Source organism: Desulfosporosinus lacus DSM 15449, from assembly GCF_900129935.1.
GTDB classification, from domain to species: Bacteria; Bacillota; Desulfitobacteriia; order Desulfitobacteriales; family Desulfitobacteriaceae; genus Desulfosporosinus; species Desulfosporosinus lacus.
Map to the genome: position 1 here is coordinate 39,190 of NZ_FQXJ01000024.1, position 24,131 is coordinate 63,320.

Sequence of the window (24,131 nt, forward strand, 5' to 3'; positions counted from 1 at the left end):
GTATTTACACCTTCTGAACAGTAATCTTCTGTGTATCTATTTCTCCTACACCTAACTTAGCTGCCGCTGTTATATAGGCAATTTCCTCCGGTTTTAAGCCGAATAAATTCGCTCCATAAGCATCCAACGCCACGGGATCAACTCCAAAGACAACCTGGTTCCATTCCTTAATTGTTCCCGGTCCCATTGGTCCTCTGTCTGTAATACCTTTGATAGCATCCAGTATGGTAAGATCTGGCTTGCGATAAGCCGTGAGTTCAGCAATACATTGATGAAGATCTGTGCGATGGAAATATTGGCGGTCTTGCACCAGACCCATCATCCCTTTTAAGCCCATCGTAACTTTAGTCATCGCGTGATGTTTCAGAATGGGGAAATTTATTAGAACGTCAGCATCTAAGACATCTTTGGAAAACATGACTTTTTTCAGGGTCACTCCGCCTGTGTCAACCTCTGTAAAATCGTTTTGTTTTCCAATATCAAAAGCCTTGCCACCCGCTTTTTCAACTGCATCTTTTATCCCGCTGAGAACAAGACATTGGGGACCGCCAAACGGAAAATCGATAACTTTTACTTCCTTAGCACCTGCCGTCAGACACTGTTTGACCAATGCAGCAAGCAAAAGGGGATTGGTAGTAATTGCATCCGCTCCCGGTCTTTTGGGAACACTGTAATTCGGCTTAATAACTACGGAAGATCCCTTCTTCACAAGCAGTCCAATTCCACCAAGAGCGCTTAACCCCTTTTCGATAAGGGAATCAGGATCAGTACCTTGCGCTATAACAAGTTTCTTGCTGTCATACACACTTGCTGTTACAGGTTTCGTTTTATTGCCTGCGGCATCCCCGCTGGCCCCCCCATTATTCCCATTTGTCTCACCACTATTCCCCAGAGTTTTTACACCGCATCCCGCTAAGCTCAAAGATAATAGTCCTGCTCCCAAACCTCCAATAAACTTTCTCCTATCCATAGTGAATCATTCTCCTTTCTTTGCTTCACCCCATGATCTATCTCTGCGCGGAGCAGTATAATTACACTGGCGCCAAAACCAAGCGGCCAATCCTGCTTTTATGTAAGACGAGTGTTGCATCTAGAGATGTCGAAAAGTAGTTCACCGATATTTCACTTTTCACATCTTCCTTAGTTCCAAAACCACCTAAGGCCATTATAGGTATATTCCATCGCTGCACGACCATCGTGCGAATATCCGTCCTTAATACGAAATGCGATATTTCCAGATTCTTTACTATCGGACGATATGAAATTTCCACTCGGCATACCAAGCATTCCATTAATCTGTCTTGTGAAATGTTCGCATTCAAAGTCATCCGTTCCGGTCATCGCATAGATGAAGAAATCGTCCGGGCTGTGACCGGAGGCAGTGACTGCCGCATCGACATCATTGCCCTCATAATCCATCGCACCGCTCATCGGCAAGAAATATCGGAATTCATCCAAACAATTCACAAAGGTATACCATGTGGTAACAGATCCCATCGAAAATCCGCCAAAGGCACGGTGATCTCTGGAATGTTTAATATCCTCCGGCGATGTGCTTTCCGCATAGGTCGAGTAGGTTCCTTCCACAGCAGGAATCAGGTCATTTATCAGTTCATTGTGATAATTGACCGTCAGAGTATAAAACGCCAACGTGTAGTCTGCACTGTCCTCCGGACTTTCATTATTGTAGGTAGGACATACAATGATAAGCGGTTCTGCCTTTCCATTCTCAATGGCATGATCAATGACATTCTTAAAGGAATTCGGATGATCCGGAGTGCCAAGGGTCCTTGTTTCATTACTCCACCCGCCATGCATCAGATAAAATACATTGTACTTATTTTCTTCAGAATACCCATATGGCAGATATACGATTGCCCGTTTTGTAAGCTTCTTACTTTTCTGTTCATACGTTATCGATTCATAGGTGGTGTAGGTAAGCTCCGCCAAAGTTCCCTGCTGATCTGCCGCTTGATAATACTCCTCCGGAATATTATCAAGTTCCTGCGGAACTGGATGCTTAGTTCCGGTTCCCCTGTTCATGCCGGTTTCTGCCTCCTGTACTGTTTCAATGACTGCATTATCCTGTACATTTGAGACCAAAGTAACATCCGATGCATTCCGGCTGCCAAATGCCCCAATTAAACCGATAAGCAACAGCGACACTGCCGCAATTCCGACTATTCTTTTTGATCTCATACTCCACACCTCCTTCTCAATCCATCTGATTCTCCCAGAATCTGATCGCATGATCTATCCATCCTTCTGCAACCGTCCCTTGGCCAAGTCCGAACCCGTGGGGTAGACCATTAAAAATCTCAATCTCTGCGTCTGTTCCCTTGGCTTTGATCCGATTAATGCGGCTCTCCATTGTTCGGTAGCTTGCAATACCGTCGCTGGTACCCACACATGCGTAGGTCGGCGGTTCATTTCCTTTCACCTCGGAAAGTCCCGTATATTGCATGATGACCGCTCCAGGTCTGGGATACTCCCCTTCTCCAAAGGCTGCTGTTCCGTATGATCCAAGCCAAGCCGCCATTCGCGCACCTGCAGAGCCTCCCCACAGGGAATACTCCACCGTGTCAACCTCAAGCTCATCCGCATGTTGATGGATAAATGCAATCCCTCGGGCAAGATCCTCACAGGCCGTCTCTGCTCCCGGTCGGTAAATCAAAGCGAAGGCATTATATCCCTTTTTTGATAATTCCAAGGCCTGCGGAAAACTGTCATGCATGGCTCCTACATATGCAAAGCCGCCACCGGCATTCACAATGGCAAATTTCTCTCCCAGATTTCCCCGAAAAAAGAAAAGCCCGGTATTTTTCTTGGCTGGATCAGTGGCTTTTTCTTCATCCGTGTAGATGTCAAAAAAAATCTGTTCCCCCGCCTCTGCTTTGGTTTTCATATAATTTACAATTTGGACTGTCCGAGATGGATTCACATAGTTGTACCAGGTCAGGATACTGCCGACCTCACTCAGAGTCATACCCTTGTCAATCGTCTTATCGGCAGGGAAAATCAGTCTCCCATACTCATCAAAGGCAGGATTATCAATGACATCCCATACTTTTGTGTCCGCTGTGTAGCTCATCACTATATTGTCCACTGCTGCATCTGTGGATCTCTCGGTATCCGCTCTTGCTTCTGTACCGGTTTCTGTCACTGCATCCTGTCCTTCTTTGGCAGTTTCACTGCCTGTTTCTGCTCTCGATGAAGAAATCTGCGCATCTGCTGTGTTTCTACCGCATCCTATAAGAAGTACAATGAACAACAAAAAGATTACAAATGCCATTCTGTAATTCCTATATTGCATATTGCCAACTCCTTCAATGTTTTTCCAACAGCCACTCATAATTGTTTCATTTAGTAACTATAATTTGGTTCCAATAGTTTCATAAGGCTTTTATCATGATTATGCACCAGCTCAGATTCTGTATCGAGAATCATAGTTGCTCCGTTTTTACGATCATATGCTTCCCATTTCGGTAAGTCCTCTGCACTTGGTGTTCCTGTTTTTGCAAAATTAATCCATGCCTGACTAACTGTTTTAGCCAGTTTCTGTAGATCGGCATTACCACTTACATTATCAAACACAAATGGAATTTCTGCACCATGACTTGATCCACGCGTAGCATCTTCCCACGTAAACACATAGGCATAGACAGGTGCTCCGCCTTGATCTGCCTTATGTGACATAATCTTTAGCATCGGCAAACGGATAAATGTGTCTACATTTTTCGCTCCGGATGCATTCTCATTAGGATAAGCCTGGGCAAAGGCGTTTTTTTCTTCCTCTGTCATATTAGTGTGAGCACTGGATGGCACCATCGTTGTCCACTCATTCAAATTGCTTCCTATAAGAAGAGGGATATCTTTTCCTGCATCAGCAAAGCCGTCTTTTGTTACAGGATTGGTCGGCATATAATCTCCATCAATAACTGGTCCCCATTCCATGGCATAATCATTGGTAAAAGCAGCAGGGATTTTATAGGTATTGGCCGTATCCTGCAATGCTTTGGTAGAAGCTTCCTGCAAAGCACTGTTAGAAACATTCTGGAGTTTTTCAAGGTTATCCGGTGTAATACCAAGATTTTTTAAAATATGCTCTGTTAATGTTTGACTTTCTTCCTTTGTGGAGAATGTAACACCCATGGTTTCTGTTGCTCCACTTTCTACGATTCCTTTTTGGAAAAGTCCCTTTGCATAGGGGCTGGTCATCAGAGAAAGCACTTTCGCACCACCACCTGACTGACCGAAAACAGTAACGTTACTCGGATCACCTCCAAACGCTACAATATTATCCTGAATCCATTTTAATGCTGCCACAATATCTGTAGTTCCTACGTTGCCAGAGTATTTATACTTCTCACCATAAGCAGAAAGATCCATATGACCAAATACGTTCAAACGATGATTCACAGATACAACCACAACATCTCCACTTTGGCTTAGATTCTTTCCATCATTCATAGCATTATTGGCTGTTCCTATAGAAAAGCCACCGCCATGCAACCAAACCATAACTGGGCGTTTCTTGCCATCGCCTGTTCCGGGAGTCCAGATATTCAGATTCTGACAATTATTATTTGTCCCAGTCTCATTATTATTGATTGGCATTCCAAGAATGGCACCCTGTGGTGACATTGCACCATAAGCGTCTGCCTTACGAACGCCATCCCAAGGTTTAACTTCACCTGCAGGGACAAATCGCTCTGTTGCCTCTGCATAAGGAACTCCAAGATAAGTATAAATACCATTATTATTTGTTCCCTGTAGAAGGCCCGCTGTTGTTTTTACAACCCCATCTGTTTGTGACGCTGCTGTATCCACGGTTTCTTTGTTTACTGGGTTAGATGGTATTGGCTGATTTTCTGTGGAATTTCTGCAACCTGCCAAGAGGCTGGCAGAAATCACCATAACCATGACTATATTTAATAACTTTGTCTTCTTCATATAAATCTCCTTTTTATTCAAACTCTACTTCCTGCCAGTAAAAATCGTTTCATACAACACCTCCATGGTTTTTAATAATAGCTTTTCTTAACCTAGTTAAACATAAGGGGCAATTGTGAGAAATTTGTGAGAAAACAATGAGGAAAGAATAAGACTTAAGCATCTGGGATGTGTTCCTTTAATTTGGGTTCTAAAAAGGGCATAATAATGGCGGGTACCCTTTCGTCAGAAAACACACCCGCTCCTGGCTAGTTTATGCATGTTAATCCCACCATGAAGAAAAAGGAAGGTGTAGATCTGAATTGAATAGGACCGTCTCCCCGTCAATAGGAAGTGAGGTAGACCTGGCGGAAAAACAGTAAAATATTAAGTAAGAATACGAAAGAGTTAGCTATTGTGCGGCCTTTTATGCCTATTATCGGGTTGGGCCCATGGCTATCCTACAGCTGCATCGTGTCCAATCACGTTGTTTTATTTCTCGGTTGGCAGCTGGCTGTATTTCTCTTCCGAAATGCGGTCGAACCATTCTACGCCGCTTCGCTCCGGATTTGTATTGACGGCGATATGGGCGAAACTCGTATCTGCACTGCCACCATGCCAATGCTTCAGACCGGGAGGGCAAAACGCCACATCGCCCGGATAGAGAACTTCTACTGGCCGGCCCATAATTTGATGATAACCAATTCCATCCGTAGCGATTAGGATTTGACCGCCCACATGGGTATGCCAGTTATTGATGACACCCGGTTCAAACACAACATAGTGCAAGCCTGGCGCACCGGCAACATTTTCGCCAATAATAGAAGAGAGATACACTGGACCGCTGAAGGTATCCATGGTCATCGACTGCTCACCACGCTGAAACATGAACTTGTTGTCAGCAGTGACCTTGCGTCCCGCATATTCTTTGGCATCCAAATTGGCGTAATACTCGTCGGTAACCGGCTCCTCGCTGCCTTTTCCACCGGAATAGCCGACATCATAGATCACCATTTGCGAGAACCAGCTGTCAGGTGTGGCCCCGTGCCAGTGGTTCACTCCGGGCGCACACTCAATCACATCGCCCTCACGGATGATTTGCGCGGCCTTGCCTTCTTCCTGATAATAGCCTACGCCTCCGGTAACCAAAATCACCATTCCGCCGTGGCTGTGCCAGTTGCTTCTGGCTCCCGGCTCAAATGTCACGTTATTGGTTTGCGGAAAGTTGTACTCCTCATCATTGTTGATTAGGGGCGCTATGTATGCTATTCCTGTAAATGCACCGGGAAAGTTAATGGCGCTTCCCATTGGAAAGGTGAGGCCATCACTCGTCTTCACAACACCACTGACAGAAATCAATTCTTTATTGTCTTCCAGCGTGCTTGCGCCGGTATTTGCGCTTTGCTCCGCACTAACCGTAGGTGCATCAGATGCCTGGCCGCCACTGCTTCCGCATGCGGAAAGCGTCAGGCTAAGCAGGATGGCCAAAATAGTTGCAGCTTTTCTCATCTTGGTAATCTCCTCGTATAATAAGATTTGCAGACGATTTTAAGTGTGTCTGCTCGTATACTTCTTGGTAATCAACGGTCTATGAGATGCCTATGATACAATAGCTGTAGGACAGTCATTACCGAACCCAACATAACTAATTTAGTTTTAAAAATGTTCCTCCTCTAATTGTCCTTTTTTTATCTTCAATGGAATCCGTTTAAATGTCACCGAAAAACATATCTCCAACCTAATCTTAATCTTAAAATGTGTGAATTCTGTGAGAAAAGAGGCGGATTTATATAAAAGTTATTCCGTGTTAAGTTAATCATAGTCTGAAATTCACTGATTCACCACGATTCCGGACATGAATTGCATCTCTATCAGATCATCCTTGACGGACTTAATGCTCTGCAGGAGCCTACCGACCAGGTCATTGTCATCTATTAAATAACCCAAAAAAACCGGGCTAAAAAATGCACTTTAATTAGCCCGGTTTTTGCTATTTTTTACTCAAATACCACTACATATAGTGGTTGGCCAGCCTTATTTGCCCTTAAAGCCATTATTTGTCATCAAGGTAATACTCAGCGCCCTCACTGTCTAGCTCAATCAAGTAAAGCCTCGTGAGTGTACCTTCCTTTTCATGTTTCTCCTTATTTTACTTAACATTTTCTTGTATCCATTTTTCAATATGGTCAGCAATCACACCATTATTCAGATTCTGGAACATAAAATGATCGTTTCCTGTAATACCTTCCTTTGGAAGATCCACAACAGTACTGTTCCCACCCTGCGCGGTATATGCCTCAGCAAAATCATAGCAGGCCTGACGCATCATCTTCCACATACCGGTTGCCTGAATAGCAGGATCTCCATTGTCAATATAATCGCCAAAGTAAAAGGTAACTGGAATATTCTTCTCGGTGACAGCTTTAAAAGCGTCTGAATCAGCTCTTGGTGCACCGCCTGGCTCGATGGCAATGATTGCCGCAATGTGATCTGTATACTTTGCAGCTGTCCATCCAGGACCGCCACCCTGCGAATGGGTTACCAGAATCGAGTCCTTTCCAGTCCTTTTATATACTTCATCAATCGTTACCGCTAAAGCTCTTGCAACTGTCTCATTATCAAAATCTCCGCCCATATCAGAGGACATTCCTGTATCCGGTGTCATCTGGCGGAAGAACTGATCAACAGAATATTCATCATTTGGGAACTGTGAGCCTTCGTTAACGATGGATTTCCCATCCTCCCAGCGTCCTATTCTGAACTGGGTATACCATCTCTGATCCAGCGTCTTCGTACTAATCGTACCAGCGACAGAGGTCTGTCCGGCCTCACCACGTCTCGGCTCATCCACAAGGAACACGCTGTGTCCCTTTTTCAGAAACATGTTTGACCATCCCTCACGTCCATCTGGGGTTGTCATCCACCCCATACGGGATTGCCCATAACCGTGCAGAAACACCATCGGCAGTCCTGCTTCCTTCGCAGGAATCTGATAAAGCACATTTGCATGATCCACATGAGAAGTCTGGCCGGCTCCAGTCTCCTCCCACTGATTTTTATAGTCAAACTTACCGTCTGAGGTTACAGTTTTTCCACCTGCGGAAAACATGCCCTGCTTTGCTATAACCAAAGCTCCGCTGTTATTTTCTTTGGCGTTATTCGTCACATTATTTCCACATCCGGTTATAAGAAAAGCTACCGTCATAGCCATTGCAAGGAAACCCATCAATTTGTTGTTCTTCATAATATTTTCTCTTGCCTCCTTAATCTATAATTCCAAGTCTCTCCAACCATTTGCTGACAACCTTAGAATTGCCTTTCTCAGCAAATCTCATTTCCAGCGGTAACCCTTCCAGAACCTTCGCAATCTCTTCAAACTTATAACTTGACAACTTTGCAACAGAACTTTATTTTGCCATGGCGATCTCTTTCAGGCATGAGGTTACATCCCCTTCCGCTCGAGAACACTCCACGAAAAAATATGCTTTTTTCATTAAGAGGTACCTCCTTCCTGACATTTCCCTTTTGTTCTCTTATATTATAAAAATAACTGAACATACACAGAAGTCTATATATGTTCATCAGTATAAACCCTTGGGTTATAACTCGAAAAGAGTTCATGGAACAGTCTAATCTAATCCATGAACTCTTACTTGATATTAAGCTATCCCGCAGGAATTGGACACCGTCTATTTACCGAAAAACCATCCCATGATTTCTTCATCGAAGGCAAATAATAGTCCACCTGCATGCTGATTTCTTTGTCCACGGCTTATAAAGTACTTTTGATCCTTGATGTCCAGGACCAGAAGTTCGTTTATCTCTTCTTCTGAAAGCCCCTGCTCCACATATAAATCATGCAGCTTTTTGTATGCTATTCTTGTAGGATCTGATCCATAGTATTCATCACTTTCACCGATAGCAAAATACACAGGTGTACGGCTATTAACAGCCGGCTCATATTTTCCATCCCACTGAGAACTACACTGCAAATAAGCAGTGAATAACTCCGGGCGCTTTCCCATAACAAGGGACATGGTTTCTCCTCCACCGGAAAATCCATTGGCATATACCTGTGACTTATCAATGTTGTAATTCTCTAAAAAGTATTCTACTAAAGCAATCGTCTGGTTTGCAGATGTATCTCGAAGTTGCTGTTCCACTGCCTCACCGCAGTCGGAATATTTTTATTTACGACGGCGTTTGCCCCAATCTTTATCTGTCCGACATTATTAGAACCACAAACTGGGCAAGCCCAAAATAAGGACGTTTCTCCGATTATTCGTTGATTTGATACTCCGCTTCGGGTAGCCATGCATGCTGTAGGAAGTCACGACCTTGTACACTGACAACTCCCTCTTTAACGTCGACAACTAACCCCTGACTGGTCTCGGAGGAAGCGGGCCATACTCGACTTACAGAGGCACTATTAAACATTGTAAACGTGTCTTTGACAAAAGAGTCCGGTGAACCTAATCGGATGTGTAAATGACCGACGAAGAGAACAACATTTGGTACCGAATGAAGGATTTCCGCGAGTTCACTCTGTTGAACCACTAAGTTGTACTTTCTTTGCGCCTCACTTTGGGAGGAAAATACGGGTTGATGCAAATAGACAAAGACAGGTTTCCCTGGTGTAAGGTTTTCGGAGATTTTTGATTTCAACCATGTTAATTGAGCTTCCGAAAGATACGCAGCATCCCCGATCTTAGGATCCGACATCCTCGACTTTTCAGAGCCAAGAAAGATAAAATGATAGCCGTTCATATAGCGATCCATGTAAACCTTATCTCGATCGGCAAAGTCCAAAAAACGTTGTATTACCTGGGAATCCGTCTCTTGATTGGGAAACGTATTGGCATTCCAAGCATTGCTGTCCGGATCATGAAATGCTTTGTAAAATTCGTGATTTCCAATGGTGGGCACGATCGGAGTGGTTTTCCCCGTACTTCTCCGCGCAGAATGAAGAATTTCGTTAAGCTTTTGATAGTCCTTCGGGGTACCATCGCCAAGATCACCGTTTAATACAACGAAGTCGAGAGGCGGCTGTTGATTCATAAGAAGATCCTCTAAAGCCGTTTGAAATTTGATCGGTGCCGTGTCGGTTTGAAGAATATGGATATCACTGATCACCGCAAATCGAACACTGTTTTGACTCGACTTAAGTCCATCGTCTGTTTCTGAAGCGGGGGACAATGGAAACGCTCCTAATACCGGAATTGCTTCATTATCTAGTAGGCTATTATTGCTGCTTAGGCCACAGCCTGCTAGAAAATATGCCAGAATCCCGGCTAAAAAAGTCCGTCTTTTCATTTCTTATACAATCCCTCGCTTTTGATGTAAGCCATTGATTTGGGTATATTCGATATCGCAACACTTAGAGTTCACTCAATAACAACGCCCATTCCCTTTCGTGGTGCTTTTTAGTAATTGTTTTACAGAATTAGGTCGATAAAGATGCCGGAAAAAAAAGCAAACGCCATACAGAACAGGATATAGATCACAAAGCCCTTGACGCCTAAAACAATCTTTACCGCGCCAAGATTGGTAATCTTGGTAGCCGGACCGGTGAGCATAAAAGCTGTAGCAGAGCCCATGCTCATTCCGGACACCATCCACTGCTGTAAAAGGGGGATCGTCCCGCCCCCACAGAGGTATAGCGGCACACCAATAGTGGCGGCCATCAGCACGCCGAACCCCTCGTTTTTTCCAAACAGGCTTGCAAAGACGTCGGAAGGTACATAACGCTGAAACACTGCGGATAAAGCGATGCCAAGCAAGAAATATGGGGCGGTTGCCCTGAGGTTGCGCCAGATATTTTTCAGCAGCCGCAGCAGCGGATTGGGGTCGGTATCCCGGTTCGTTGGTTCAGAAAATCCTGAAAAGTTGAAAAAGCTTCTGCCTCTATTGGTATAAAAGAGCCTTACACACAACCCCGCCACGATTCCGCACAGCAGACAGGATACGATACGGATAACGAGGGCCGTTGTTCCAAGAGATGCGCTGTAGATGATGAGCTGGGGATTTAACAAAATAGAGCTCATCATAAAGGCAGCCAGCCAGTCATCCCTCATGCCCTTTTCCGAAAAGGAAGCGGCAATGGGTATCGTTCCATACATGCAAAGAGGAGAGGCGATCCCAAGCACGCTGGCCGGGATCACCCCAAGTCCCCCAAGTTTTTTGTTTTGCAGGACGCTAAATAAGCGGTGGATTTTTTGTTTTCCAAAGACTGAAATGATTGATCCTAAGACAATTCCCATTGCCCAGTACTGGAAAATCTGTTCAAACTGGACGGAAAAGTAAAACCAGAGATAAATACCTTCCCGTCTTAGGATATCAATCATCTAATACTCACCAAATTATAATCAAGGCTGCCAAGACCAATTTCAGCTGCATAGTCAAGGGTATGTAAGCCGTTTCTGGAATTGATGCGTTCCATCAGGGATTTGCCGTCTGGGTCAGCAGCCACAAGATCCACACAGGCCATGTCCAGCGCGACGGGGTCAACAGAGGCTAAAATGCCAATGTCGTGCATATCCGGCTCGGCCGGATTGCCATTGCAATCGCAATCAATAGAGAGACGATTCATGACGTTAATGTAGACAATTTTTTTATCAAGGCTGTCTGAAACCGCCTTTCCGGCTTCCGCCATGCTCTCCAGGAAGGGATCTTGCTGTCCGCCCCAAGGGCTGTCCTTCGTTGTTCCGGCTGTATGAATCCAGGACTTTCCACCCTTGGACGAGATGCCGATGGAAATGTTTTTAATCGCTCCGCCGAAACCGCCCATGGCGTGACCTTTGAAGTGAGAGAGAACAACAAATGAATTATAGTTCTTAAAGTGTGAACCGACGAAGTTTTCTTTTAAGTTTTTACCGCCGACAACAGGCAAGGCGACTTCGCCCTCCGCGTCCATAATATCCACGTCGGCAATTTCAGTAAAACCATGGTCCTTGGCCACCTGCATGTGCATGGCTGTACTTGTCCGAGAACCCCCATAGGCTGTATTACTCTCGACAATAGTGCCCTTTAGAGACTGCACAAGGTCTTTAATAAGCTCAGGCCGCAGATAATTGCTGTTGGGTGGTTCGCCTGTGTGCAGCTTTACTGCGACATTGCCTGTTGCCTCAAAACCCAACTCTTTGTAGATTGCCATCAAGCCTGCAGAACTGATGTCGGTGGTCATATAGACAACGGGAGCGTCTTTGGAGTCAGTCTGATGCTCCAATTTGTCTGCTGTTTCCGTGCCGTTACCGCTGCCCGAGCCTCCATCCGGAGCGATAGGCATGACATTACTATCGCCGGAAGTTCTACTGCATCCGGCCAACAATGTGATTGTCAACCCAATAAGTAAAAGAATGGATATAAATCGTTTCATAGATAACCTCCCTGTTTTTTAATAATAGTTTTTCTTTCATACTTAGGTATAAGGGGCAATTGTGAGAAATTTGTGAGAAAACTATGAGGAAAGCATTAGACTTAAGCAACAGGGATGTGTTCTTTAAATTTGAGTCCCAAAAAAGGGCATAAAATAGAGGGTATCTTCGTCAGAAAATACACCCGCTCCTGTCAATTTTATGCTCAATTACAAGTGCTGGTATTATGAAGCCGCTAAGGAAGCAGGTACCTGTACAATTCATGATGATATACAAACGGAGAATGTCCCTAAGGAATATCGCAAATTTTTAAATAATAAATAGAACAGACCATATTTATTCAACTACTAAATCAGGCTGAAGGTGGATTTGACAACAATACGAGCCTTCTCAATTGCTGGCTTTCTATACCGTGAAATAAGCGGCCTGCCCGATAATCCTACAATTATACGATTATCGGGCAGGCCGCTTATTTCGCGTAAGGAATCGGTCTCGGACTTATATGCTCTCACGCCTGATTTGTACTTGGCCAATGAACTATCTTTAAATTTTTAAGTATTGTCTAACACTATCAATAGTGATACTTTGAATCAACTGTGGTATACTACAATCAAAGAGGAGTCATGTTAGTAGCATGACTCCAATGTAACAGCCGCTTAAAGAGCGGTCGGCGTCAAAAGTGCGGAATAGACCGAACCTTTGTTGTGAGGCGGTCTATTTCCGTTTATGGAATGAAAGTATTAACACTACCAATGTTCCAAATGAAATCATCAGCATCAAAGTCTGGTATACTTCCACGGCATCACCTCCCTTCGGAGGAATGCCGACCGCCCTGCAAGCCTTTTTCTGTTACAAATAAATTATAGCATACAAGCACTCAATTTTGGGTGCTTTTTATTATATCTAAAAGGAGGGTTTGTATATCATCTCCACACAATTTTCCGCTGGCATCCTTTAAAAAAAGTGGTACAATGCTCAAAAATAGCCAGGAAAACATAATTCCTTTTCATCATACACCATTCCTTACTGCGTATCTCCGCTAGAACGAGCTTATCTGCTCCACGTCTCGTCCTTAAGCCACACATTCAAACGATCGTAAACTTTATCTTATAAATGACATACGTCTCCTTGTCATTGGGGGCGATATGGTTGGCCCTGACCTTAAGTGTGGTATTAATGAAGTTCTCCTCTCATAGCCCTTGGCGGATGAGCTTTGTTGGAGGGACTCCAGCGAATCCTTCAGCTGCCTGGCTGTAGTTCAAATTCGAATCCGGATTCGAATTTGAGGGAGGTAAGCTGTCTGGCTCCGTACTCTTTGAAGATACGCATCAGTTTATTGGCCCTGCTCTGGGAGAAATCCACCGACTCCTCCAGCCACTTGCCCCATTCTCCATACTTGAGAGCTGGGCCTTGGCCCCCGTCAGCCGCCTTCCGATCTCAAGGTAAATCCTCTCAGCCTGGTATTTGATCAAGGTTAATTTCAGCCGCGATTACCTGGGTGGTGCGTCCGCTGATGACATCTGTAAAACCAGAAAAGTTTTAGAGAGCTATGGGGGGTGGAAAACATAACCTATCTGTTAGCCGTCTATCTTGTTTTTTTTGTTTCGTAGTTGCTTCCTTATGCACCTTGCCCTTTGGCCGAGGGCTTCAAGCAGCTCCTGATGCGGGGTTGTCATCCATACTTAGGTTAATTCACTCAATTGAGTGAGGGGGGGCAGTAACAGGCTAATTAGAATTACCCTTCATCTTGCCTGTTAGCTAAATCATTTAACCAATACGCTAGCAACACTAACTACACCACAAATAAATATAATCGACAAGGTCAGCCATCTGAAAAATTTAGGACTTACTTTGGCAAAGGTCTTTTCTCCCAACCATACACCAATTAGAACTCCAGGAATTGCATATATAAGATGTGAAAATATGCCTGTATCTAATGCATCCATGTAATACATAATGATTAGAGTGGCAATATTACCAAAGCAAAAAAAGCGAACGAGATTTGCACGAAAAGCTTCCTTATCTTGTTGCTGATTCGTTAAAAAAAATACAACTGGTGGCCCGCTTAAGCTTGTTGAACCTCCCATAAAACCGCTGACAATACCAACTAAAATTGTCGCTAACTTTTCACGTTTAATGGTGAAAACATAATTTGAGGCCATTAAAAATGCTAACAATAGAATCAAAATACCAATACTAAGCTTTAGTACAGAAGCGTTTATAACCTTAAGTACATATACTCCAAGTATAGTTCCAAACAAACTAGCCGTAAACAATGGCCATATCACTTTTGAATCTGACCTTCCTCTTGTCTTATAGATAACCATAAGGTTCAGTAATATACCGCCGATGGTCATCAGACTAACAACCTGCCTCGGTTCCATAAAAAACAGCAACAGCGGTGTACCCACAATTGCAAAACCAAATCCAGTAATTGACTGTAAAAATGACGATAAGAAGATAGTGATGAATATAATAATTGCTAAAATGTCCATAAATTTACTCCATATTTAATATTTAAGTCATTACGAGCTTTTCGAGCGCGGTAAACGAATAGTAGGTACGCAAACAGTATTGGGATTCATAAAAGAGAGTATTGATGAATTAGGTATCTGCAGAATAAGGCAGATGCCTTAAAATTTAAGGCAGATGCTCTACGAACTCTGTTCGTTTTGCAACGGTCCCGCTTCAATTCACTAACCTTTAAATCCGGCACTCCTCGAAAGATGATAAAGGATTAATTGATTAAGACTTATAGTTTCCTTTTTGGCGAGTTCTGATAAATGTCTATGGAGACTCTTTGGGACCCGTACATTAAATCTTCCTGAGTAGTCATCTCTAGTAGGCTCAGGAATTTCGACGCCATCCTCAATACAAGACTCCAACCAGCATTTTTTGGCGTCCTCGATCATGGCCAGTGCTTCATTGGCGGTATCAGCTTGACAGTTCGGCCTTATATCCCTTTATCTGTAAAGAAATTAATTATTCCACCCGTTGAGTTCATCAATGGATGCTCTAATTGAGGTTATCATCTCATCAATTTCTCGCCTTAATTCTGTTGAAAGATAGAAGAAGTCAGATTTCCTGTACGCTAAGGAATTCTGACTTCTTCGTTTATTAAGTACCCATGAAAACTGGTTTTAAATCTATTGCGAGATCGGGGAATATACTTACTGTAATTTGGTCTTCTTCTGAAAGTACATCCGGCCTACCGTATCTATTGTTGTCCTGTAGCACGAATACGCTCACGATCTTTTGTTCGGGTTCAACAATCCAGTATTCTTTTACGCCAGCCTTTTCATATTTGTTGAATTTCGGATTCCGGAATTGGCATGTAATCACTCCCTGTTAAAAAATACCTTTTAAATAGTTTAACATATCCGACATATGGATAACAGCCTTCAGGTAAGTCCTTTATAATTTCTTCTCAAGTAAATAAAATAATCCTTTTCTCCACTTAACGTCTCCTACCTTTTGATATCCAAGCGTCTGATACATTTTTAAGGCATATGGATTTAGAGAATACGTGTCTAATCTTATAGATTGAATTCCCTCTGTCTTCAATATCTCCTCTATCTTTATCATAGTGTCTTTCCCAATTTTCTTATTTTGGTAGCTTGGGTTAACACACAGTCGATGTACAACAGCAAACTTGTCATTGTCATATCTCCAGTTGCCATACTTATACTCTTCTTCACATTCATTATTAATCACTAAAGCGGAAGCTATTTCGCCATCTTTAATTCCAACATACATTTGTCCATTTAATACGTCTTGCTCGAGATCTGTCGTAGTCGGGTAAAGGTCATCCCATTGGTTAATATTGTTGTCGTTCATTATCTTAATAGCATTCTTAAATATTTCTAGGATTATATTTAAATCCTCATATTCTGCTTTTCTGATTAGCAAACCGACACTCCCTCTCATATATAGAAAACAAGTATAGAAAACAAGCAATCTTTCCTACGCTTAATCCCTAATGGTCAGATTATTATTCGCCTAAAAATATGTATTTACCTTTATTTTGCTCCTTGAGTCCGATAACTGTTGGTATTCCCTCGATATTCATATCGATGATGAATTGAGCCCGTTCTTCCTTTGGGATACCTAATAGAGGCACCGCCTGGCTGTAGTTTAAATTCGGATTTGAATTCGAATATGAACTTTCTTGACAACAATTAGCAGATTTTTGTCGAAACAACGACAAAAAAATTGTCAAATTAACGACAGTAATACTTAAGGCAATTTGATATTTTTTATTATAGTGTCAAAGCCTTATGATTGGGTGGTTTGTATGGATTCAGTTGTTCGGTTTTGCGGATATTTTGCTGGTTACAGATAGGAAATTCAAATAGAGATTCAGGATACACTTAGGATTAATACTGGACGAAATTATCAGTGTTTGGATTAGCTTACTGCGAAGGGAGAACATATTTATGGATGAACGCTTGCTTATTTTTCAAGAAGTAGCTAAGACTAACAATATTTCGTTATCTGCCAGGAAACTTCACATAAGCCAACCATCCGTTACTTTACAAATCAAAAGTCTTGAAAAAGAATATGGAGCAGAATTTTTTAACAGATCAAATAAAGGCGTAAGTTTAACAAAAGAGGGCAAAGTCTTCTACGGTTATGTTCAAAGTGTTCTGGATATCTTAGCATCTGCCAAAGAGGAGATCGAAGCTCTATCTAAGAATCAGAAAAAAGTAATCTGTCTAGGCGCAACCTTGACGATCGGCGAATATATACTTCCGCATCTTATAGCATTTTTGTACAAAATTCATCCGGAAGTTGAGTTTAAGGTTAAAATCGCCAATACTGAATCCATATCCCAAGATATCTTAGAAAAAAAAATGCATATTGGCTTGATTGAGGGGCCTGTGGACAAGAACAAAAATTTAAATGTTGAAAATTTCTGGGAAGATCAGTTGGTAGTTGTTATTCCTAATTCCCATCCTTGGTCAGCGAGAAAAACTATTAGACTCGAAGAACTCTTGAACGAGCGCATCTTGACCCGAGAAGAGGGTTCCGGAACTCGTAAGGTGATGGAGATTATGCTAAAGCAGAGCGGACTTGATCCTGCGCAGTTAAATATAGCAATGGAGTTAGGAAGTACTCAAGCGATCAAACATGCCGTAGCTGCCGGACTAGGTATAACCATCATTTCCGCCTTAACTGTCAGCAAAGAAAGTGATCAAAAAGTGTTTAAGACATTACAAATAGAAGACAGCCCCCTTTATCGCCCTCTTAATATTCTCACAGATGCCCGCATTAAGAAAACTAAAGAGGAGAATATCTTAATTAAACTGTTAACTAATCGTGATTTGATTCGGAGAATTTTAAGTAAAGATGATTATGACATAGCGGAACCGATCATTAAACCACGTTTAATTGCGTCTAAATAGAAAATGAAAATAAAACTTATTAGCTTTTGAATTCATAAATGATTTAATCTGACCAGGCTCTATATGCCTGGTCTATTATTTTTGTTTAGGACTGACCTGTAAGGCCCGGTCTTTTTCTTGCAGGGTCTGCGTTCGTTCATTGACCACTTGCCCCACTCTCCATACTTGACTCAGTTCTTTAGGCGCCTCCTTCTTTTGTCTTCATTCTCGAATACTAGAAAAGCTATTATTTCCCTTTATTAACTGGAAGCAAGCAGTTAGACAAAGAAAGCTATAGTGTTCGGTTTTTCAGGCGAATATTATCGTTAACAATTCTTCAAAACAATCAATCACATAATCATATTCTTCAACCTTACCAAAGCCATATCTTGCATATACAAACGGAATTTCTGCCACTTCGGCTGACTGGGCATCTCCCATGGTATCTCCTACATAAATAGGTTTTTTCAGTTCATTTCTTGCTATGATGATTTTATTGGTTTCCCCTTTCGGCAGCCCTGTTACACCCCAACATTCAAAATCACTGAAGTATTTATTTAAGCTGTGGGCCTTAAAGAAGGCTTGGATGTAACCATCCTGACAATTACTGACTATGAACAATTTGTATTTTTGAGCTAACTTTTCAAGGGTTTCTTCTAATTTAGGGTATAACATTCCGCCATGTTCCTCTAAATGAGCTTGTTCTGTTTCACAGAATTCTTTCATTAATTTCTTTTGATCATCTTCATCTAATTCCGGGAACAACTTCTTGCCTATTTCATCCATTGGCAGCCCCATGCATCCCTGCATATCTTCTGGGGTTACTGCTTTTGTAATGTTAGGATAGTTGGCTAAGACCGTTTGCCAGGCCTCACAAATTCCTGCTATGGAATTCCAAAGTGTGCCGTCTAAATCAAAAATAATACTATCAATCTCCATTTTTTATTACCATCCTTCTTAATAATTACCAATGGTATCTAACTTTAAATTTTATAAGTATCGTCTAACATTATCAATAGTGATACTTTGAATCAACTGTGGTATAATATAATCAAAGAGGACTCATGTTAGCGCATGACTCCAATATAACAGCCGCTCAAAGAGCGGACGGCTTCAAAAGTGCGGAATAGACCGAACCTTTGGTGAGAGGCGGTCTATTTCCGTTTATGGAATGAAAGTATTAACACCACCAATGTTGCAAATGAATTATAGCATATAAGCACTCAATTTCGGGTGCTTTTTATTATGTCTAAAAGAAGGTTCTATCTTTAACATCTTACTCAAAAGCCTCCTGCTTTGTTATTCCATTTGCCTAAGAGCAAACCATTCGCTTTTGAAACCACAGTCGTAACATACCCCCATAACGGACTTTCACCGTCTACTTAATCGCCATGCCCTGGCGCACAGCAGAAAAATTTACGCTTTATGGCTCAAATGACGTTTGAAAGGATAGGGTCGTTCCAATTTATCTAATTTAAGTAGCAAAACTCCGCATATAATAAGCAATCCTCCAAACAGTTGGCTCAATACCACGCACTCAACGTGCCTTGAGTAGTCAATAAAATGTCGTACTTATCTGGTATCCCTTTAGTGAAGCTTATCTTATTTAAACTTATTTTTATGCCTCTGAAAAAAATCATAGAAATATCTCACATTCTCAAGATCTGCCCAATTTACAACCTCTAATTCCCTTGAATCAAGATTATAGATTTTTGCATATAACGTCGCCAGCATAAATGGTGAATGCGTAGAAATAATAAACTGACATCCTAAAAACCTTGACATTTCATTTATCTTCTCAGCTAGCAACGTTTGATTTGCTGGTGACAAGGATACCTCCGGTTCATCCAACAAATAAAGTGCATCAGTTTCAATATAATCATCCAACATTTGCAAAGTAGTTTCTCCATTCGAATACTTTTCCTGTGCAAATTTTAGAATTTCCATTTGAATTAAAGATACTGGAACGTCATTCATTTCACAATACTGTTTTATCATCTCAATGTTTTGATAGACATAGGGGCATTGCATATCATAATAAATTGTTAGCTCTTTGTTTTCAATTACTTGGTTTTTAACATTTTGTGCGAACTTTGGCGTTGTTCCGTCAAAAGAAAGTGCAAGCAATTCATATCCATTATCGGTAGTATCAACAACCTCAAAGCCGAACCTCTTCGCAAATGATTGGTCAGAAAGCCAAGATTTTTGTTTTTTTGCTCCAAGCATACAAATGCCGGATTTCCCCCTTTCTTTGGCATCAGCCAAACAATACTCCATCAGCGATTTCCCATACCCTTTTCCTTTGTGACTACCAGAAACCCATAAGCAATACAGATAATAATAGTTGTCACCAATTATGGGAACCCAAGCTGTTTCAAGAGGAGCATATTCAATAAAAACCGTAGCCCTTGCATTTAACTTTCTAAAGACATGACCGTCCTTTAGCCGGTCTGAAAGCCATTGTCGCTTGGCGTCAATACCTTGATGGGGCTTTTTACTGCGGATAATGCAGCATAAATGCTCATTGACAAGGTTTTCTGTTGTTAAGTTTACAAAATCAGTATTCATATGTACCCTCCCTTCAAATCTAAACTTGTAGTTCTTGCTTTTTCGTCTTAATTGCCAAATACGTACAAGTTATTAAAAATGGCTATCTCTGTGACAGTTTTCATGTAACTCCCCTATGCCAAACATTTGTTCGCTTCTATTTTAATTGAAATATTTACCTATGTAAAGAGTCGATTTGCTGCCTACCAATAACCTCGGTTACTGTTTGCGCAATGATGGCATATAAGCGGTTGCTGAAAATTCCAAAGCCCTCCTTGCTAAGAAGCAACTTGTATATTGTGAAATTTTTCTCCAAGTATTCAAACATGCTTTGAAATGCTCTTGTGTTTAGATTGGTTTCAGCACTATTGGCACAGTGCTGTAGTAGCATCTCAATATATATTTCAATGCACTTGCCAAGCAAGTCGAATTTATCCACGTAATGTAGATAAACAGTCCCTCGGTTTATGTTTGCACGTTCGGCATGTCATTGATGGTTATTTTCTCAAATCCTTTTTCAGCTAAAAGGTCGATGAAGGTATCCATAAAGTTTCCTCCAGATATTCAACAAATTAGCACAATGTGTTGAGTTCCTAATTACAGATTAGTGAACAGGCCCAGGAAAAACGAACAATGACGAAAAAGACCTTCTATCGTAGAATAGTAACTACGACAGAAGGTCCTGTTTTGTTGTGGGATAATACAACTATTTATTCGATTAGATGTATTGAATTCGAAGAAGCCTTAAAATATCCACATTTCACTTAGATGTCATCTTCTTAACTTAAGTCAATGAAATATTACATCCCCCATACTATTATAAGGCTCCCATATCTTTGGCAGTATAAACGGAAGGATATTTCGGGCGGAAATTAAGTTCGTTTTTAATGCGATCTGTGTCTTCTGTCAACTCCCAAATATTAGACGAAAGCCACCCGTCTTTTGTGGGTTCCTGCTCGGGTCCTCCGTTTAGCTTATATAATTCACCTATAGTAATAATATTATCATCTGCAACGTTGTATATGCGACCGCCAACACCGGGTGTACTGGCAGCAAGCAGCAGTGCTTGATCAATATCTTCATGATGCACCATGGACATTTTCTTTAGCGGGTTCCAGTTAATCATATAAGGCAAAGATTCTTCAATGTGCGGATCACGGTCGCCATAAACAAATGCAAACCTCAGAATACGAACATCGAGCCCTTGTTCACGATGCAATTTCAGCAATGCTTCCTCTGCCGCAATTTTTGTTTTGGGATATATGAGCGTAGCCGGCACAAGAATATCGTCTTCTCTGCAGGGTCTGTTTACAGTCAGGTCACGATAGACATTACTGGTGCTTGTAAAAACAAATCTTGTGACACCTGCATCCAGCGCAGCTTGAGCTAAAGCGATAGTTGCATCCAGATTTATTGCCGTAGTTGCTTCTTCATTGATAACACCCCGAAATTGGGCTGCCGTATGCACCACGGCATCGGACCCTTTTATGGCTTCAGTGAGATTCTCATTATAGACAAGATCACCTAAGACCACTTCTGCACCCTGCTCTTTGAGTGTGCTTGCCCGCTCAGCACTTCTCACCAGAACTTTAACAGTATGCCCCTGCTTCAGTAAATACGGTACGAGACGACTCCCAACTTTACCTGTTGCCCCAGTAACAAATATTTTCATAAATTAATTCACTCCGATCCAGATAGTTTTTGTTTATCAGTTATCTTTAGGTTATATTGTTAATATACCAGGGTTAAAATAATCGAGCCATACTGTGCTTATCATACGATTAAAAGTAGTAGGATATGAGGAGGAAATAAATGAAAGAGATTACATTACAACAATCGCTGGGCGAATTTTTGCGTGCGACGAGAGCACGCCTTACACCGGAACAGGTTGGACTGCCTTCACAAGGGGGACGCCGCCGCACACCAGGACTTCGCCGCGAAGAGGTGGCGGAGCTTGCCAATGTCGGTGTTTCTTGGTACACATCTATAGAGCAAGGAAAAGACGCGCACCCTTCTTATCAGGTATTGGACAGTTTAGCTACTGCTTTAAGATTATCGGATGATGAACGCCGATATCTTTTTCTATTATCTAAATCGGATGAAATGGAAGAATCAGAAATCTATAAAAAAATCAGTATAGGATTGGAACGAACTGTTTTCGCATTGGAGCCTAATCCTGCGTATGTCATGGATATATACTGGGATGTACTATTATGGAATCATGCAGCAGAGTTTTTATTTCGATTCCCTTCATATTCTGCCGACATAAACCCAAAGCCGAACATATTGCATCAAGTTTTAATTGATCCACTCAAAAAAGAAAGAGACTCAGATTGGGAGACACAGGCCAAAATCGCGATTGCGAGATTCAGGGCAGATTGTGCCCGATACCCTCAGGATTCGAGGCTAAACGAAATGATTGAAAAATTCAAGCAAGAAAGTGAATTATTCAATTCCTGGTGGCCTCGCTATGAAGTTAAAACTGTTACTGATTGTCACAAATTATGGAATGACCCTCTAATTGGAGAATTGGAGTTTGAACATGTGAATTTGCAGGTATCAAACTGTCCAGATTTGAAAATAATGATTTATACTGCCTCACCTTCGACAGCAGAAAAGCTTAAACAAAAAATATATTTATAAAACGGGGCAACTCTCCTGTTTCAAATTTCATCATAAAACTTAATAGAATTTCCGCAATCCACGAAAATTAACATTATTGATTTCTTTAAACAGGCGGAGCAAGCTCTCAGCGGCCTGGGAGTCCAGGGAGCCGGTGGGTTCGTCCGCTAGAATCAACTGGGGTTTGGTAATCAGGGCGCGGGCTACGGCACAACGCTGCTTCTGCCTTCCCGACACTTCATAAGGATATTTGGCCAGGATATCACCGATGCCCAGCTTGCGGGCAATGGGCTCCAGCCGCCGGCTCATCTCCTCATAGGACTTGCCGGAGAGCACCAGGGGCAGGAAAATGTTATCCTGCAAGGAGAAGGTATCCAGCAGAGTGAACATACTCTCCACTTAATTTCTGCTGAAATTTGAAGTGGGAGCTTCTTGGTCAATATCGCCGATGCGACAAGTTTACCCAAGCTCAAAGGACATGACCTGCCCCAAAAACACCGTCTATATGGCAAGTTTTAGTAGGTTTTGACTTGCGTTGACATCCCTATCATGGTGAGTATTGCATTGTGGGCAATCCCATTCTCTCAACGCCAGATTCTTGACTAACACGTTTTTGAAGTCGCATACTGAGCATAATTGACTACTGGCATAGTTGGATGGTGCAATTATTACTTCTCTGCCATACCAGTTAGCTTTGTACTCGATCATTCTCCGAAACTCGCTCCAAGATGCTTCCGATATTGCTTTTGCAAGTTTGTGGTTTTGGACCATGTTCTTGATACGAAGGTCTTCGAGAACAATCACTTGGTTTTTGCGAATGATCTCGATGGATTGTTTGTTCAGGAAGTCTGCTCGTTGGTTGGCAATCTTTTCGTACAGTAACGCGACCTTGATCCTTGCCTTGTTGCGGTTACGACTACCTTTCTTCTTCCTCGATAAGTCTTTCTGTAATTTAGCAAGTCGCTTCTCTGATCTTCTAAGATGCTTAGGGTTTTCGATCTTTTTACCATTGGACATGACAGCAAAGGTCTTCAATCCAACATCAATACCAACTTTCGTGTTCAACACTGGTAATGTTGCTATCTCACATTCAACTAAAACTGAGACAAAATACTTACCACTTGGTACTTGCGAGACCGTGCAAGACTTTATCACGCCATCAAATGTTCTATGTTGTTTGATCCTTACCCTTGTTTTAAGTTTCGGAAGTTTGATGTAACCATTATCAATCCTAACTGTACCTTTTTGATTGTTCGTGGTGTAGCTTTTGTCA

At 42.0% G+C, this 24,131-nt stretch carries 22 protein-coding genes and 3 pseudogenes; 2 read left to right on the top strand and 23 right to left on the bottom strand.

The genetic code is table 11. The features are described 5' to 3' along the window. Window positions 1-4: 4 nt before the first annotated feature. From BUB11_RS22645 to BUB11_RS28565, 18 genes and pseudogenes are all read right to left on the bottom strand, one after another. On the bottom strand, window positions 5-970 hold the full coding sequence (locus BUB11_RS22645; RefSeq protein ID WP_073032477.1) for a DUF362 domain-containing protein: 966 nt from the start codon (window positions 968-970) through the stop codon (window positions 5-7). A gap of 170 nt (window positions 971-1,140) precedes the next feature. After that, window positions 1,141-2,199 (bottom strand): alpha/beta hydrolase, encoded by a 1,059-nt coding sequence (locus tag BUB11_RS22650; protein ID WP_073032479.1) that lies wholly within the window; start codon window positions 2,197-2,199, stop codon window positions 1,141-1,143. 16 nt (window positions 2,200-2,215) lie between these two features. Beyond that, complete coding sequence (locus tag BUB11_RS28555; protein ID WP_242947692.1) at window positions 2,216-3,313, bottom strand: alpha/beta hydrolase; 1,098 nt, start codon at window positions 3,311-3,313, stop codon at window positions 2,216-2,218. A gap of 50 nt (window positions 3,314-3,363) precedes the next feature. Continuing rightward, window positions 3,364-4,974 carry a carboxylesterase/lipase family protein gene (locus BUB11_RS22660; RefSeq protein ID WP_242947694.1) on the bottom strand — a complete coding sequence of 537 codons (1,611 nt, stop codon included), beginning with the start codon at window positions 4,972-4,974 and terminating at the stop codon, window positions 3,364-3,366. A gap of 450 nt (window positions 4,975-5,424) precedes the next feature. Continuing rightward, window positions 5,425-6,441 (bottom strand): cupin domain-containing protein, encoded by a 1,017-nt coding sequence (locus tag BUB11_RS27255; protein ID WP_242947696.1) that lies wholly within the window; start codon window positions 6,439-6,441, stop codon window positions 5,425-5,427. 640 nt (window positions 6,442-7,081) lie between these two features. After that, window positions 7,082-8,176, bottom strand: coding sequence for an alpha/beta hydrolase (locus BUB11_RS22675; protein ID WP_143187699.1), 1,095 nt, complete (start codon window positions 8,174-8,176; stop codon window positions 7,082-7,084). A 19-nt stretch (window positions 8,177-8,195) separates the two neighbouring features. Then, window positions 8,196-8,324: a hypothetical protein gene (locus tag BUB11_RS28880; protein WP_282434042.1), complete on the bottom strand. Its 129-nt coding sequence runs from the start codon at window positions 8,322-8,324 to the stop codon at window positions 8,196-8,198. A 297-nt stretch (window positions 8,325-8,621) separates the two neighbouring features. Further along, window positions 8,622-9,095 carry a prolyl oligopeptidase family serine peptidase gene (locus BUB11_RS22680; protein WP_084110474.1) on the bottom strand — a complete coding sequence of 158 codons (474 nt, stop codon included), beginning with the start codon at window positions 9,093-9,095 and terminating at the stop codon, window positions 8,622-8,624. 115 nt (window positions 9,096-9,210) lie between these two features. Continuing rightward, the gene (locus BUB11_RS22685; RefSeq protein ID WP_073032481.1) at window positions 9,211-10,245 is read right to left on the bottom strand and encodes a metallophosphoesterase family protein; all 1,035 of its coding nucleotides are present in this window, start codon (window positions 10,243-10,245) and stop codon (window positions 9,211-9,213) included. A gap of 122 nt (window positions 10,246-10,367) precedes the next feature. Continuing rightward, the gene (locus BUB11_RS22690; RefSeq protein ID WP_073032483.1) at window positions 10,368-11,276 is read right to left on the bottom strand and encodes a permease; all 909 of its coding nucleotides are present in this window, start codon (window positions 11,274-11,276) and stop codon (window positions 10,368-10,370) included. Further along, window positions 11,273-12,307 carry a DUF362 domain-containing protein gene (locus tag BUB11_RS22695; RefSeq protein ID WP_073032485.1) on the bottom strand — a complete coding sequence of 345 codons (1,035 nt, stop codon included), beginning with the start codon at window positions 12,305-12,307 and terminating at the stop codon, window positions 11,273-11,275. The genes BUB11_RS22690 and BUB11_RS22695 overlap by 4 nt, the downstream gene beginning before the upstream one ends. A gap of 712 nt (window positions 12,308-13,019) precedes the next feature. Then, complete coding sequence (locus BUB11_RS29145; RefSeq protein WP_427846330.1) at window positions 13,020-13,103, bottom strand: putative holin-like toxin; 84 nt, start codon at window positions 13,101-13,103, stop codon at window positions 13,020-13,022. A 441-nt stretch (window positions 13,104-13,544) separates the two neighbouring features. After that, window positions 13,545-13,667: a DUF3102 domain-containing protein gene (locus tag BUB11_RS28560; RefSeq protein ID WP_242947698.1), complete on the bottom strand. Its 123-nt coding sequence runs from the start codon at window positions 13,665-13,667 to the stop codon at window positions 13,545-13,547. A gap of 401 nt (window positions 13,668-14,068) precedes the next feature. Continuing rightward, window positions 14,069-14,800, bottom strand: coding sequence for a sulfite exporter TauE/SafE family protein (locus BUB11_RS22710; RefSeq protein ID WP_073032487.1), 732 nt, complete (start codon window positions 14,798-14,800; stop codon window positions 14,069-14,071). 201 nt (window positions 14,801-15,001) lie between these two features. Then, window positions 15,002-15,217 carry a toxin-antitoxin system HicB family antitoxin gene (locus tag BUB11_RS22715; RefSeq protein WP_242947700.1) on the bottom strand — a complete coding sequence of 72 codons (216 nt, stop codon included), beginning with the start codon at window positions 15,215-15,217 and terminating at the stop codon, window positions 15,002-15,004. A 205-nt stretch (window positions 15,218-15,422) separates the two neighbouring features. Beyond that, window positions 15,423-15,620, bottom strand: a pseudogene (locus BUB11_RS22720) (Uma2 family endonuclease); the annotation flags it as partial. Between the two features lie 99 nt (window positions 15,621-15,719). Further along, the gene (locus BUB11_RS22725) at window positions 15,720-16,214 is read right to left on the bottom strand and encodes a GNAT family N-acetyltransferase (protein WP_200797977.1); all 495 of its coding nucleotides are present in this window, start codon (window positions 16,212-16,214) and stop codon (window positions 15,720-15,722) included. A 142-nt stretch (window positions 16,215-16,356) separates the two neighbouring features. After that, window positions 16,357-16,506 (bottom strand): annotated as a pseudogene (locus tag BUB11_RS28565) (DUF3102 domain-containing protein); the annotation flags it as partial. A gap of 235 nt (window positions 16,507-16,741) precedes the next feature. Between BUB11_RS28565 and BUB11_RS22735 the strand changes: the two are divergent. Beyond that, a complete protein-coding gene (locus BUB11_RS22735) occupies window positions 16,742-17,710 on the top strand; it encodes a LysR family transcriptional regulator (RefSeq protein WP_073032492.1) in 969 nt (322 codons plus the stop codon). Between the two features lie 288 nt (window positions 17,711-17,998). On the opposite strand, the gene BUB11_RS22740 is transcribed toward BUB11_RS22735, so the two are convergent. The 3 genes from BUB11_RS22740 to BUB11_RS22755 form a co-directional block, all read right to left on the bottom strand. Then, window positions 17,999-18,628 (bottom strand): HAD family hydrolase, encoded by a 630-nt coding sequence (locus tag BUB11_RS22740; RefSeq protein WP_073032494.1) that lies wholly within the window; start codon window positions 18,626-18,628, stop codon window positions 17,999-18,001. A 663-nt stretch (window positions 18,629-19,291) separates the two neighbouring features. Beyond that, complete coding sequence (locus BUB11_RS22745; RefSeq protein WP_073032495.1) at window positions 19,292-20,257, bottom strand: GNAT family N-acetyltransferase; 966 nt, start codon at window positions 20,255-20,257, stop codon at window positions 19,292-19,294. A 796-nt stretch (window positions 20,258-21,053) separates the two neighbouring features. Continuing rightward, complete coding sequence (locus BUB11_RS22755; RefSeq protein WP_073032497.1) at window positions 21,054-21,908, bottom strand: NAD-dependent epimerase/dehydratase family protein; 855 nt, start codon at window positions 21,906-21,908, stop codon at window positions 21,054-21,056. 140 nt (window positions 21,909-22,048) lie between these two features. Here BUB11_RS22755 and BUB11_RS22760 point away from each other — a divergent pair, with 140 nt between their 5' ends. Continuing rightward, entirely contained in the window at window positions 22,049-22,879 is an 831-nt protein-coding gene (locus BUB11_RS22760) for a helix-turn-helix transcriptional regulator (protein ID WP_073032499.1), read from the top strand. A 75-nt stretch (window positions 22,880-22,954) separates the two neighbouring features. Here the strand turns inward: BUB11_RS22760 and BUB11_RS22765 are convergent. Both BUB11_RS22765 and BUB11_RS22770 read right to left on the bottom strand, forming a co-directional pair. Further along, window positions 22,955-23,245: pseudogene (locus tag BUB11_RS22765) on the bottom strand (ATP-binding cassette domain-containing protein); the annotation flags it as partial. A gap of 114 nt (window positions 23,246-23,359) precedes the next feature. Further along, the coding region (locus BUB11_RS22770; RefSeq protein WP_073032500.1) for an RNA-guided endonuclease TnpB family protein at window positions 23,360-24,131 on the bottom strand (772 nt) is incomplete at its 5' end.